The sequence below is a fragment of the Gluconacetobacter tumulicola genome, from assembly GCF_014174215.1.
Lineage (GTDB): Bacteria > Pseudomonadota > Alphaproteobacteria > Acetobacterales > Acetobacteraceae > Gluconacetobacter > Gluconacetobacter tumulicola.
On sequence record NZ_JABEQL010000029.1, the window covers coordinates 15,845 to 29,414 of the forward strand.

Here is a 13,570-nt window from a genome sequence, read left to right on the forward strand (position 1 = left end):
GGACCGGTAAATGGCATCGGAAGAGCCCGGCTTCGCCGCCCGCACCGGGCGGCTGGAATCGCCCGCCACCATCGCCATGGCGGTGCGGGCGCGGGCGCTGCGGGCCGAAGGGCATCAGGTACTGTCGCTGGCGCTGGGCGAGCCGGATTTCGCCACCCCGCGCGCGGTGATCGAGGCCACGCATCGGGCCGCGCTGGACGGGCAGACGAAATATCCGCCCGTCGATGGCACCCCGGCGCTGAAAACCGCGATCGCGCACAAATTCGCACGCGAGAACGGGCTGGAATACGCGCTGTCGGAGATCATGGTTTCCAACGGCGGCAAGCAGGTGATCTTCAACGCCTTCATGGCGACCATCGATGCCGGCGACGAGGTGGTGATCCCCGCACCCTACTGGGTCAGTTATCCGCTGGCGGCGCGGCTGTTCGGCGGCGTGCCGGTGGCGGCGGAATGTCGGGAGGAAGACGGGTTCCGCCTGACCGCGCCGGCGCTTGAGGCTGCGATGTCGCCGCGCACGCGCTGGGTGGTGCTGAACTTCCCCAGCAATCCGACCGGGGCGGTGATGGGGCTGGCGGATCTGGAAGCCGTGGCCGAGGTGCTGCGCCGCTATCCTCAGGCGTGGATTCTGTCCGATGAGATCTATGAGCATCTGGTCTTCGACGGGGCGCGTCATCATTCGCTGGCTGCCGTGGCGCCGGATCTGGCATCGCGCATCCTGACGGTGAACGGGGTGTCGAAATCCTATGCCATGACCGGCTGGCGCGTGGGCTATGCGGGTGGGCCGGAGCGGCTGATCCGCATGATGACGCGGATTCAGGGCAATGCGACCTCGGGCATCTGTTCGGTCGCGCAGGCCGCGGCCGCCGCCGCGCTGGATGGGCCGGCGTCGCTGATCGCGGAGATGCGCGATACCTATGCGCGGCGCCGCACGATGGTGGTGGAGGCCCTGCGCGCCATTCCCGGCGTGACCTGTGCCATGCCGGAGGGGGCGTTCTATGCCTATCCGGGCATTGCCGGCTGCCTGGGGCGGACCAGCAGGGGCGGGCAGGCGGTGCGGACGGATGAGGATTTTGCCCGCGCCCTGCTGGACGAGCAGCATGTGGCCTGCGTGCATGGCAGCGCCTTCGGGCTGGGGCCTTACCTGCGCCTCTCCTGTGCTACCAGCGACGATGTGCTGCGCGAAGCCTGCGCGCGGATCGCCGATTTCGTAGCCGGCCTGCGATAGCGAAAGATTTATTCGTTCAGGAAAAACCGATGTCCCCAGAACAAGGTTCCCTGAACAAAAAAAAGTTTTTTGGTTCTTTTTTTCAAAAAAGAACAACGCGACTTTACGGTTTCAGCCGCACCGGCACCGGCACATTGCACAGCGCGACGCCATGGGCGGGGCGGACGAAGAACGGGTCCGTGCGGTTGGCGCGGGCGTTCAGGTAATCCGTGAATGTGGGGCTGTCGGTGCGCATGACCTGAAGATGCGGCTGCTTGGCGCTGGGCAGGTCGGCGGCGAGCGAGATGCTGTGAATCGCGACGTTCTGGGCCTTGCTGGCGTAAAAGCCCAGGGCGGCCGTGCCGCGTGGCAATGCGCCGAGATGCTCCATGCCGGTGAGAACCCGCCCCACGATGGCGAGATTGCGGTCGAGCTGGCGGGGGGCCTCGCTGTTGACGGCGTACAGCTCCTGCCCGTCGCCGGTATCGGGGGGCATGTCGCGCCCGACGCCGACCATGCCGTAACAGTGGGGGAGCCAGACCCGGTCGCCATCCACGGCGACGGGCCAGCCTGACGAGAACCCGGCCGATGGTGCGTAGGGATCGGGAAAGCCGAGTGGACGAATGGCAATATCCTGACGCGCGCGATCATATTCCGCTGGTGGATGGGCGACAAAGCCTGCGGGTGGCTTGGCCTTTTCGTCGCGCGGGGCCCATTGCACGACGTAATTGTCCTGCACGCGGATGATCGCGCCGCCATCCCACCAATGCGCGCGCGCCAGATGCACGATATTGCCGGTGTGGATTGGTGCGAACTGGGGGACGAGCTCGATCGCGACCTGCGCGCCGTCGGCCAGCGTCATGACCAGGAGCCGGTCCGGCGGCACGTCGGCCCAGGCGGTGTTGGGCGCGTGGGCCACGATCTCGGAGGGGCTGGGGCTTGGTGCCGCCGCCGCCGCATTGGGCAGGAGCAGGGTGAGGATCGGCAGGAAACGGCGCATGAGAGCGATCATGCCTGCGGTGAAAGGATTACGGCAAGCGTGGAAACCAGGGGGATGGCCATGTCTGTCCTTTCATCCCTGACCCGCTGAAAGGTCGCCTGGGTGGATGAACGCCATGGGCATTCTTCCGGCATCGTGTTTTCCGCCAATTATCGGGGCTTCGCCGGAACTGTATTATTCCGGCAACAGTCTGTGATTATATCCACCCATATACAGATCTATGTACGGGGATATATAGACAACCCCGTCTCAGGGCGGGCAGAAAAAACACATCTCACGTTCTTTGTTCATAGTCCGGATGCGCCAGATCCATGCCCCATCGTTTTCATGCCCTGTTCATCGCCGGCACGTTTGGCGCCTCTCTGCTGGCCACTTCGGCGCTGGCCGCACCGCCTGCCTCCACACCGCAGGGCAGGACTGGCAGCCAGGCCGTAAAAACGCCGCCCGCCCGGACGCCGGTTGCCGGAACACGGGCCACTAGAACGCCGCCTGCCGGAACATCGGCCACCACGGCCCCGATTGCCGGGATACTGGATGGTTCCAACGGCGAAACCGTGACCGTTCATGGCCATCATGCGGCGGACGGCACGGCCGCCAAATATATGAACAAGAGCGTCTATCTCGGGCCGCTGGGCAATCGGGACACGCTGGATACGCCTTATTCCATCATGGGCGTTCCGCACGATGTTGTGGTCAACCAGCAGATCCGCAACATCAATGACATGGCGCAGTATCTGCCCTCGGTGCAGCTGGAAATCCGGGGCGACCCCAATACGTCCCGCCCGCAGTCGCGCGGGTTCGAGGCCGACGTGGTCGCCAACTCCCGCCTTGACGGGTTGAATGTGGTGTCCACCACCCCTTATCCGGCCGAATGGGTCGATAACCTGCAGGTCCTCAACGGTCTGGCCGGGGCGATGTATGGGCCGGAAAATCCGGCCGGCGTCTTTGAATATACGCTCAAGCGCCCGACCGACCGGCGGACCGAACGGCTTTCGGTCGGTGTGGATTCCATCGGCACCCCCATCGTCAATGGCGATATCTCCGGTCGTGTCGGCAGGAATGGCTGGTTTGGCTACCGCCTGAACATGCTGCATGCCGATGGCACGGCCTACGCACCGGGAAGCTGGATACGGCGCGAAATGGTCAGCGCCGATTTCGATATCCACCTGGACGACAGGACGGTTATCGAAATTGACGCCAGCCATTATACCTACGCCGCGCGCGGCCTGGCACCGGGCTTCGGGATTCCTGCCGGCACCGCCGCCAACCCCACCGGCATTGGCGGGCAGTTGCCCGAGGCACCGGATCTGGGCAAGCGGCTGGCTCCTGACTGGAGCGGCTATAACATGGAGACCAATACGTTCCTCGCCAAGGTCAGGCACCAGATCAACGAGGATTGGAGCTTTACCCTGGGCGGACTCTATCAGGACGCCATGCGGCAGTCCTTTGGTATCAGCGATACGCTGACCGCGACTGATGGAACGGATGGGTTCTATTCTGCGAAGGCCACCGCAACAACGACGGCAAATGATTTCCGCGTCGGCAGCAACATGGCGTATTTCAATGGCCGTGTTTATACCGGGCCGATCCGGCATGATCTGGTCATTGGCACCAACGGCTACATGATGGGAAATTATAACCCGACAAGTGCGGTAACGCCTGCGCAGAGCCTGGGAACATACAATATGTATGGTGCCGCGCCCACGAACGGCACGCAGCCTTATTATCAGGGGCGTTACAAATCCAGCACCATTACCAGCCAGTCCTTTATCGTGGGCGATACGCTGACGATCAACAGACATTGGTCGATCATGGGTACGCTGGCCTGGAGCTGGATCGATCAGGCGGGGGCGCTGAATGCAACCAGTGCGCTGAAAAAGACCTTTTCGGCCGACGCGGCTTTCAGCCCGACCACCAGCCTGATGTATAAACCGACCGATAACCAGACCTTCTATTTCACCTATGGACGGTCGGTTGAAGCGGGGCCGGTGACGCCGAACAGTCAGTATTATACCAATACGAACATCGCATTGCCGATTGCACATTCGGAAGAGTATGAAGTCGGCTATAAACTGCGTTATCAGGAAATGCAGCTTAACATCGCTGGTTTCCGCATGACGTCGCCTTATGCGATGTATGTCAGTGCGGCAAATGGCACGTGCGCGGGCGGCACGACGTGCCAGACCTACACATATGGCGGAACGCAGCGCAATTATGGTGTGGAAGCCCAGGTTTCGGGTGAAGTGCTGCCGAACCTCTCGATTCTTGCCGGTATGACCTGGCTGGATGCGGAACTGGTCGACAGCAGGACCGCCGCCTATAACGACAAGGAGATTGTGGGCGCGGCGCCGTTGCAGGCCAGTCTGTTGCTGGATTACCGCCTGCCGGCTTCATTGGGCGCCTTCGCGTCGGGCTGGGCCTTCAATGCCGGTATCCATTATATGGGCAACCGCGCGGCCAACGTGACCAACACGCTGCATACCGGATCGTACACGACGCTGGAACTGGGCACGCGCTATGCCTTCCATGTCGCCCGGTTTCCGTGGGTCGCGCGTTTCGGCGTCAGCAATGTGACCAACGAACGGTATTGGGCATCGGTTTATACGGGTGCGCCGAGTGGCACATCGGGCGCGGCATCAACCCTGTATGCGGGCCTGCCGCGCGTCTACCACTTCACCTTGTCGGCGGAGTTCTGATAGCCGGTTTGTGGCTGTCATTCGCCTGTGGGTAAAGCGTCAGGCATGCAGGCCTGGCGCTTCGCGGCCGGTGCGGGCGACATATTCGGTATAGCCGCCGTCGTAGCGATGGATGCCTTCCGGTGTCAGTTCCAGGACGAGGTTGGACAGGGCGGCCAGGAAATGACGGTCGTGCGAGACGAAGAGCATGGTGCCGTCATAATCGGCCAGGGCGGTGATCAGCATTTCCTTGGTGGCGATGTCGAGATGGTTGGTCGGTTCGTCGAGCACCAGGAAGTTCGGGGGATCGTAGAGCATCAGGGCCAGGACCAGGCGGGCCTTTTCGCCGCCGGAGAGCACGCGGCAGAGTTTGTCGACATCGTCGCCCGAGAAGCCGAAGCCGCCGGCCAGCGCCCGGAGCGAGCCCTGGGCGGCGAGGGGAAAGGCGTCGTTCAGGGTTTCGAAGATCGTGCGGTCGCCGTCCAGCAGGTCCATGGCGTGCTGGGCGAAATAGCCCATCTTGACGCTGCCGCCGAGGGTGACCGTGCCGGCATCGGGTTCGGTGGTGCCTGTGACCAGCTTCAAGAGTGTCGATTTGCCTGCGCCGTTGACGCCGAGCACGCAGCAACGCTCCTGCCGACGGATCAGCAGGTCGAGATCCTGATAGATCACCCGGCTGCCGTATGTCTTGTCCACGCCGCGCAGATTGACGACCGCGTCGCCTGACCGGGGGGCTTGCGGGAAGGTGAAGGCGAGCGTCTGGCGGCGCTTCGGCGGCTCGACGCGGTCGATCTTGTCCAGTTTCTTGACCCGGCTCTGTACCTGGGCGGCGTGGGAGGCGCGGGCCTTGAAGCGTTCGATGAAGGCGACTTCCTTGGCCAGCATCGCCTGCTGGCGGTCGAACTGCGCCTGCTGCTGCTTCTCGTTCATGGCCCGCTGCTGCTCGTAGAATTCGTAATCGCCCGAGAAGCTGGTCAGGACGCCGCCGTCGATCTCGATCACCTTGTTGATGATGCGGTTCATGAAGGCGCGATCGTGCGAGGTCATCAGCAGGGCGCCGTCATAGCCGGCCAGGAACTGCTCCAGCCAGATCAGGCTTTCCAGGTCGAGATGGTTGCTCGGTTCGTCGAGCAGCATCACGTCCGGCTTCATCAGCAGGATGCGGGCCAGCGCCACGCGCATCTTCCATCCGCCCGACAGGCGGCCGACATCGCCGTCCATCATTTCCTGGCTGAAGCCCAGCCCGTGCAGGACCTCGCGCGCGCGCCCGTCCAGCGCGTAGCCGCCCAGTTCCTCGAAGCGGGCCTGGACCTCGCCGAACCGTTCGAGGATGGTGTCCAGCTCGTCGAACCGCTCCGGGTCGGCCATCGCCGTTTCCAGCTCGGCCAGTTCCGCCCCGATCTCGGCCACCGGGCCGGCCCCGTTCATCACCTCGGCGACCGCGCTGCGGCCGGCCATCTCGCCCACATCCTGGTTGAAGAAGCCGACCGTGACCCCGCGATCGGTCAGGACATGTCCTTCATCGGGTTCTTCCTGGCCGGTGATCAGGCGGAACAGCGTCGTCTTGCCCGCACCATTGGGGCCGACCAGCCCGATCTTTTCGCCCTTCTGCAGCGCGGCCGAGGACTCGATGAAGATGACGCGATGGCCGTTATGCTTGCTGATATTGTCGAGACGGATCATGGGGCCTCAGATGCCGAAGGGGGGCGGAGCGGGAGCGCCCTTATTGCGCAGCCCTTGCGTGCCGTAAACCGTGGGTGGCACGGCAGGGCCTAGACAAGAGTAAGCCCGATGACCAGCAGTCCGTTGACGAGAGCGTGGCAGAGGGCCGTCGTGAGGTAGGGGCGGAAATGGTATTCATTGACTGATCTGTAATAGGTGAGGCTGAAAATACTGCCGGATACCAGTCCGATGACAAGGGCCTGGTAGAAAGAGTGATAGATGAAAATACCGTGGCTCCTCTTGGGGAGATGCAGAACGAAAAAAATGAGATCCGACAGAATGATGTAGAATATCAGCCTTGTTCTGTTCGTCAGTTTTCCGAGTTGGGGGAATATGAGTTTATAGAGAAAATGGAATATGGATGTTTCAAGTAGGGGGGCAACAAAAAGTACATCCACGAACAATACGATTAATAACTCGGTGAGATCTATCTGTCGATTTGGGTGGGGATCGGTAACCGGCTGTCCTGACAGGACGTAGCATAATGAACTCAAGACGAAATCGATAAGAGCCATCCTGATTGCAAGGGAATAGCCTATTCGCGCGTTTGGCTGCCTGTGCGCCAATGTCGATGTCTGCCCGAAGAGAGGCCGGTCGGATTTCGGTGCCGTGAGGATCTGCGTGGCGCGGCGGACCGTTGCGGAGAAGCCGGTTGTCATTCAGGACCTGTCGGGAAGCGCATTTCGGGGCGTGCCTTCATTTTAGCGGGCGCGATCGGCGGCGCATGCGCCCAGTGCTGCGATGGTGGGTGTGCGTTCGGGATGTGCCAGCATGTCGCGGGCCAAGCGCAGGGCGGCTTCCTGTCTTGCCGCGCGGGCGGTGCGGTCCGCGATGAGGTCGAAGTCCGCGACGTGGGCGTAGCCGGTGGTTCGGCGGATGATCTCGAGTGCGGCGAAGGCGATCGTGTCGGTTTCGATGTCGTCGAGGAACTGGGTCTGCACCTGGCGCAGGGATGCGGGATCGTCGCGGAACAGGGGGGCGGCGTAGGCGTCGCCGGATTGGCCGTGTGTGACGGCGTTGGTCCAGAGGGCGATGAAATCCTGCCGGAAATGGGTCCAGAATTGGTCGATGTCGCGGAGCGCCCGGGCTCGGCCCTCGGGCGTGAGGGTTGCGAACAGGTGCATCAGCAGGTTGCCGATGAACAGGCCGCAATCGAAGCCGATCGGGCCGGGGAGGGCGAATTCGCCATCGATGACGCGGGTGTCGCTGCCCGAGACCATAACCGAGCCGGTGTGCAGGTCGCCGTGCAGCAGGGCCTGCTGGCAGGTGAGGAAACGGGTCTGCATCTGTCCCACCCGTCGGCGCACCGCCGGATCGGCGCGGAATTCGGCTACGGTGGCATCGAGTTCGGGGCTGAGCCAGTGATTGCGCGGGTGGGCGTGGTAGGGATCGGTCAGGACGAGATCGACGGTGATGCGGGTGAGCGTGTGGTTGCGGGCGAAGGGGGCCAGCAGGGTCGACGCATCCTCGAATTTCAGGGCCAGCGGCGAGGTCGGGAAGGTGGCGCGGGCCACGAAGCGGCCGATGGCGGCGGCCGCGTCGGGCCAGTCGCCGCCCTGCATCAGGCCATGTCGCAGCACCACGTGGCCGTCCAGGCTTTCGACCACCAGCACGAACAGGTCGGGGTCGAAATGCAGCAATTCGGTCGTGAGGTCGCCGACATGGGGGCGGACGGCGCGCAGATACGCGGCCTCGAACGCCGTGCGGTCCAGCGGCATTTTCCAGTTTGGGTCCACCCGGACATGGGGCAGGGATTGCTTGAAGCAGACGCCGCCGGCCGGACCGTCGACCAGGAACACATTGTTGAGGTTGCCGTCGCTGACCTCGCGCACCCGCCACGCGTCCGGCTGGCCGCCCAGGCGCGCCGCAAGGGCGGGTTGGGCGGCGAGAAAGGCGCGGATGCCGGCCGGGTCCAGTGTGCGGTAGGCGGCGGGAGAGGCGGGTCGGGTCATGCTCTGTGTCTCGTAACCGGTCGTCGGTGCGGGAGGATAGCATGCCGGGCCGGAAACGGCTTGGGGGGACGGCGATGGTTCTTGCGGTGGCATGATGCATACAATGTCGCGGAGGGATTGTCGGTATTGTATGGAGGCATATGTGCCAACAGGTTCCATACGAAAGTCGCTCGCCCGATGTCTGACCCGTCCTATCTCGCGCACTGGAAAGAGCAGGTCGATCGCAATGCGGGGGCGATCTATCTCACGCTGGTCGATGCGCTGGCGCTGTCCATCCGCAAGGGCGATCTGCGGGAGGGGGACCGGCTGCCGCCCCAGCGGACCATCGCGGAGTATCTGGGCACCAATCTGACCACGGTGACCCGCGCCTTTACCGAGGCGCGGCGGCGGGGGCTGATCGACGCCACGGTGGGGCGGGGGACGTTTATCCGCGTCGGTGCCGGGGAGAGCCACTGGCGGCATACCGGGCCGGCTGTGATCGACCTGACCATGAACCTGCCGCCGGTGCCGCAGGACCCGCCGCTGCAGAAGATGATCCAGGCCGATATCGCGGCGCTGCTGAAGCAGCAGGATCTGAACAGCCTGATGTCTTACCGCGTGACCGGCGGCACGATGGAGGAACGCCAGTTGGGGGCGAAATGGATCGCGCCGGTAGTCGGGCCGCGCCGGGTGGATGAGGTGCTGGTGGCACCGGGGGCGCAGAGCGCGCTGGCGGCCATTGTCACCACGCTGACGCAGCCCGGCGATGTGATCGTGACGGATCGGATCGCCTATCCGGGCATCCGCACCATCGCCGCGCAGTTCGGGCTGATCCTGGTGGGGGTGGACAGCGATGCCGAGGGGATGATGCCCGAGCAGCTCGACCGGGTCTGCGCGCAGCATCATCCGCGCCTGCTTTATTGCATTCCCACCATTCACAATCCGACCACGGCGACCATGTCGCTGCAACGGCGCCGGGACATCCTGGCTGTTGCGCAGCTTCATCATCTGCATGTGGTGGAAGATGATCCATACAGCCTGCTGATGGACAATCCGCCGCCGGCGCTGGCGGCGCTGGATCATGGGCGCGTTTTCTATGTCGCGACCCTGGCCAAGACGCTCAGCCCCGGCCTGCGTACGGCCTATGTGGCGTTGCCGGGCACGGACATGACGCGTCGGGTCACTGCCGCGATCCGGGCGATTGCGCTGACCAATGCGGGGCTGCTCAGTGCCCTGACCGCGCGCTGGATGCAGACGGGGGAGGCGGAGCAGATCCTGCATGCGATCCGGAACGAGTTGCGCCTGCGGCAGTCCATTGCCCGCAGGATTCTGGGGGAGGGGCACTGCATGAATCCCGATGGGCCGCATGTCTGGCTGAAATTGCCGGACTGGTGGGGGAGCACGGATTTCGTCGCCTATGCCCGCCGCCGGGGGTTGGCGCTGGTGCCCAGCACGGTGTTCACGATCAGCGGCGAGCCGCCGCAGCGGGCGCGGGTTGCGCTGGGGAGTGCGCCGGATGCTGCGAGCCTTGAGGATTCCCTGCGCGGGGTCGTGTCAGTGTTGCAGCATAAGCGGTCGCCGGGATTTGCGGATATCGTGTGAGAGGCCGATCGGTATCAGATAAAGGTGCAGGGCGTTCACGAGTTCGTGATTTATGAAGTAAGGCATAACAATGGGTTGTGAGGGAGGGAGTCTATTGTACCCTGCCTGATATCATATTGTATGGAATTGAAATCGGCCCTGTGGGGTACGTCGGGATGATTGTCTTCATTGTATTGAAGGCGAGATACATACAAAATTTTACCTCCCGCCTGATCCCGTGCCACGACTTCTCCCGTCAGGGCGGCCTGCCTTGTGCCGCCGGATAGTGATCCATACGGGAGATCCATCATGCCGAAAGTCGAACACGCCCCCCATAAGGATGGCGATATCTTCGTCGATTACGAAAACAAGGTTTTCGAGGACGTCAAAGCCAATCCGGGCGAGAAGGCGCTGGTGACCTTCCATACCGTTGCGTTCGAGGGATCGATCGGGTTCGTCAATCTGTTGCAGGCGACGCGGCTGATCCGGAAGGGGTTCGAGACCTCCGTGCTGCTTTATGGGCCCGGTGTGACGCTTGGCATCCAGCGTGGCTTTCCGCGTCTGGGGGATGAAGCCTTTCCCGGCCATATGAACTGCAACAAGCAGATTTCGAAAATCATCGAGGAAGGCGGCAAGGTCTATGCCTGCCGGTTCGCGCTCCAGGCGCTGTATGGCCATGGCGAGCCGTCGCTGATTCCGGGGATCACGCCCATCAATCCGCAGGACGTGCTGGATCTGGTGCTGCTGCACCGGCGGGATAACGCCTTCATTCTGGATACCTGGACGCTCTGAGCATCCGATTGCGGGAAGGACAGCCTTCATGTCACGCATCGTTCGTGCGGCGGCCATCCAGATTTCGCCCGTTCTGGGCGATGACGGGTCGGGGACCGCGCGGAAAGTCTGCCAGAGCATTCGCGACGCCGCGGAACGGGGCGTGAAGCTGGCGGTCTTTCCTGAAACCTTCGTGCCTTATTATCCGTATTTCTCGTTCATCCAGCCGGCCTTTCGCTTCGGCGGCGAGCATCTGGCGCTTTACGAACGCGCGGTCGTCATTCCCGGTCCGGTGACCGGCATGGTGGCCGAGGCCGCGCGCGAGACCGGGATGGTGGTCGTGCTGGGCGTGAACGAGCGCGATCACGGCACGCTTTACAATACGCAGATCGTCTTCGACGCCACGGGAGAGATCCTGCTCCGGCGCCGCAAGATCACCCCGACCTATCACGAGCGCATGGTCTGGGGGCAGGGCGATGGCGCGGGGCTGAAGGTGGTGGATAGTGCGGTGGGGCGCATCGGGGCGCTGGCCTGCTGGGAGCATTACAATCCGCTGGCGCGTTATGCGCTGATGACGCAGCACGAGGAAATCCACTGCGCGCAGTTTCCGGGATCGCTGGTCGGGCAGATCTTTGCCGACCAGATGGAGGTCACGATCCGGCATCATGCGCTGGAATCGGGCTGTTTCGTCGTCAATGCCACCGGCTGGCTGACCGATGAGCAGATCAGCCAGGTTGCGGGCGATCCGGCGCTGGAAGGCCCGCTGCGGGGTGGCTGTTTCACGGCCATCGTCTCGCCGGAAGGCAAGCTGCTCGGCGCGCCGCTGACCGAGGGTGAGGGGATGGTGATCGCCGATCTGGATTTCGCGCTGATCACCAAGCGCAAGCGGATGATGGACTCGGTGGGTCATTATGCGCGGCCCGAACTGCTCAGCCTTCTGGTCGATCGGCGCCCGGCCCGGACCGTGCATGCGTATGGCCCGGGTGCGGAATTGGGTGGGATGGAGATTCTGCCATGAGTGTTCCCACAATCGGCACCGTTGCCGGGCGGCAATTGATCACCGACCTGCAATCCTTCGGGTTGCAGATCGGCGAGCAGGGCGGGGGCATTGCCCGCAAGGGTGGGGCGGGGCCGTCGGACCACAAGGCGATTACCATCGCCGGGCAGACCGTGATGGTTCCGGTCTATACGGCCGACGCGCGGCGCTCGCCTTTTCAGGCGAGTGTGCCGTCTGCCGACGGCACCAGCATGCTGGTGCGCGATGGGCAGGCTCTGGGGCCGATCCGTTTTCCGGCACCGCCGCGTTTTTATGGGCTGGAGACGGCGGAGGGTATTCCCTACTGGAAGATCGCGCTGCTGCATGGGCGCGATACGCTGGCGACCACCGTGCACCAGACCTGTATCCGCTATGCCGACAGGCGGACAGCGTGCCAGTTCTGTGCCATCGGCCAGTCGCTGGAGGCCGGGCGCACCATTGCCTACAAGAGCCCGGCGCAGCTTGCCGAAGTGGCGAAGGCGGCGGTGGAGCTGGACCATGTGCGCGACATGGTGCTGACGACCGGTACGCCCAATATCGTGGATCGGGGGGCCGCCGTGCTGGCGGAGTCCGTCCGTGCGATCAGGGCGGCGGTCGATCTGCCGATTCAGGTGCAGTGCGAGCCTCCGCGTGACCATGCGTGGTTCGGGCGGCTGCGCGATGCCGGGGCGGACAGTCTGGGCATGCATCTGGAGGCCGCGACCCAGGCGGTGCGGGAACGGATCATGCCCGGCAAGGCGACCGTCAGCGTCGAGCGCTATCTGGATGCCTTTGCCAGTGCGGTGCCCGTCTTCGGGCGCGGGCAGGTGAATACCTATCTGCTGGCCGGGCTGGGGGATACGGCTGAAGAAATCCTGGCTCTGGCCCAGCGGCTGATTGCGCTGGGGGTTTATCCGTTCGTGGTACCGTTCGTGCCGATTTCGGGCACGCCGCTGGAAGAGCATGCGCCGCCATCGTCCGATTTCATGAAATCGGTCCTGGCCCCTCTGGGCCGCATGCTGCGCGAGGCGAACATGAAATCGAGCGATATCCGAGCGGGGTGCGGCCGGTGCGGCGCCTGTTCGTCGCTCTCGGCGTATGAGCAATGAGAGCCGCCATGGATGATGTGGATGATCGCCCCTTTATCCCGACGGAATATATCGTGCGTCTGGCGCGATCGAAATGGGAGCGGGCCGGCCATTATGCCCTGCGGCGGGAAATCTTCTGCCGGGAGCAGGGGGTTTTTGCGGATGACGACCGCGATACGATCGATGCGCATGCCATGCCTATCATCGCCTCATGCTGCGTGGCCGGGATGCCGGACCGGATTGTCGGCGCCGTGCGCATTCATGAGGCCGAGCCCGGTATCTGGCGCGGTTCGCGGCTGGCGGTCCATGCGGAGCATCGAAAGCTGGGACGGATCGGGGCGGAGCTGATCCGCATGGCGGTCTGCACCGCGCATGGGTTGGGGGCGCGGCGTTTTCTGGCGCAGGTGCAGGAGCAGAATGTGCTGTTCTTTCGGCGCCTGCACTGGACAAGCCTGGGCACCGTCACCCTGCATGGCCTGCCGCATCATGAGATGGAGGCCGATCTGTCGCGTTATCCGGCGCATGGGCGGGCGCAGACATGGTTGCTGCGTCCTCAGCCCGTCCTGCGACGGAGTGCGTGAGG

The 13,570-nt window shown here is 63.6% G+C and carries 11 protein-coding genes; 7 read left to right on the forward strand and 4 right to left on the reverse strand.

The genetic code is table 11. The features are described 5' to 3' along the window. The first annotated feature begins 10 nt into the window (after nt 1–10). Complete coding sequence (locus tag HLH29_RS16140) at nt 11–1,225, forward strand: pyridoxal phosphate-dependent aminotransferase (protein WP_182968408.1); 1,215 nt, start codon at nt 11–13, stop codon at nt 1,223–1,225. Between the two features lie 103 nt (nt 1,226–1,328). Here HLH29_RS16140 and HLH29_RS16145 read toward each other — a convergent pair whose 3' ends face one another. Beyond that, nucleotides 1,329–2,204, reverse strand: coding sequence for a peptidylprolyl isomerase (locus HLH29_RS16145; protein ID WP_182968409.1), 876 nt, complete (start codon nt 2,202–2,204; stop codon nt 1,329–1,331). A gap of 311 nt (nt 2,205–2,515) precedes the next feature. Between HLH29_RS16145 and HLH29_RS16150 the strand changes: the two genes are divergently transcribed. Next, nucleotides 2,516–4,900 (forward strand): TonB-dependent siderophore receptor, encoded by a 2,385-nt coding sequence (locus HLH29_RS16150; RefSeq protein ID WP_182968410.1) that lies wholly within the window; start codon nt 2,516–2,518, stop codon nt 4,898–4,900. A 39-nt stretch (nt 4,901–4,939) separates the two neighbouring features. Here the strand turns inward: HLH29_RS16150 and HLH29_RS16155 are convergent, their stop codons facing one another. The 3 genes from HLH29_RS16155 to mtnK all read right to left on the reverse strand — a co-directional run bounded on the left by HLH29_RS16155 (nt 4,940) and on the right by mtnK (nt 8,553). Then, nucleotides 4,940–6,562 carry an ABC-F family ATP-binding cassette domain-containing protein gene (locus tag HLH29_RS16155; RefSeq protein ID WP_182968411.1) on the reverse strand — a complete coding sequence of 541 codons (1,623 nt, stop codon included), beginning with the start codon at nt 6,560–6,562 and terminating at the stop codon, nt 4,940–4,942. A gap of 89 nt (nt 6,563–6,651) precedes the next feature. Further along, the gene (locus tag HLH29_RS16160) at nt 6,652–7,260 is read right to left on the reverse strand and encodes a CPBP family glutamic-type intramembrane protease (RefSeq protein ID WP_182968412.1); all 609 of its coding nucleotides are present in this window, start codon (nt 7,258–7,260) and stop codon (nt 6,652–6,654) included. A gap of 42 nt (nt 7,261–7,302) precedes the next feature. After that, a complete protein-coding gene (gene mtnK / locus HLH29_RS16165) occupies nt 7,303–8,553 on the reverse strand; it encodes an S-methyl-5-thioribose kinase (RefSeq protein ID WP_182968413.1) in 1,251 nt (416 codons plus the stop codon). 177 nt (nt 8,554–8,730) lie between these two features. Here mtnK and HLH29_RS16170 point away from each other — a divergent pair, with 177 nt between their 5' ends. From HLH29_RS16170 to HLH29_RS16190, 5 genes are all read left to right on the forward strand, one after another. Continuing rightward, complete coding sequence (locus HLH29_RS16170; protein ID WP_182968414.1) at nt 8,731–10,134, forward strand: aminotransferase-like domain-containing protein; 1,404 nt, start codon at nt 8,731–8,733, stop codon at nt 10,132–10,134. Nucleotides 10,135–10,422: 288 nt separating this feature from the next. Continuing rightward, nucleotides 10,423–10,905 (forward strand): MSMEG_0572/Sll0783 family nitrogen starvation response protein, encoded by a 483-nt coding sequence (locus tag HLH29_RS16175; RefSeq protein ID WP_182968415.1) that lies wholly within the window; start codon nt 10,423–10,425, stop codon nt 10,903–10,905. 28 nt (nt 10,906–10,933) lie between these two features. After that, nucleotides 10,934–11,902 carry a Nit6803 family nitrilase gene (locus HLH29_RS16180; protein ID WP_182968416.1) on the forward strand — a complete coding sequence of 323 codons (969 nt, stop codon included), beginning with the start codon at nt 10,934–10,936 and terminating at the stop codon, nt 11,900–11,902. Continuing rightward, a complete protein-coding gene (locus HLH29_RS16185; protein ID WP_182968417.1) occupies nt 11,899–13,008 on the forward strand; it encodes an MSMEG_0568 family radical SAM protein in 1,110 nt (369 codons plus the stop codon). The genes HLH29_RS16180 and HLH29_RS16185 overlap by 4 nt, the downstream gene beginning before the upstream one ends. Nucleotides 13,009–13,016: 8 nt before the next feature. Continuing rightward, a complete protein-coding gene (locus HLH29_RS16190) occupies nt 13,017–13,568 on the forward strand; it encodes an MSMEG_0567/Sll0786 family nitrogen starvation N-acetyltransferase (RefSeq protein WP_408871985.1) in 552 nt (183 codons plus the stop codon). Nucleotides 13,569–13,570: the final 2 nt, after the last annotated feature.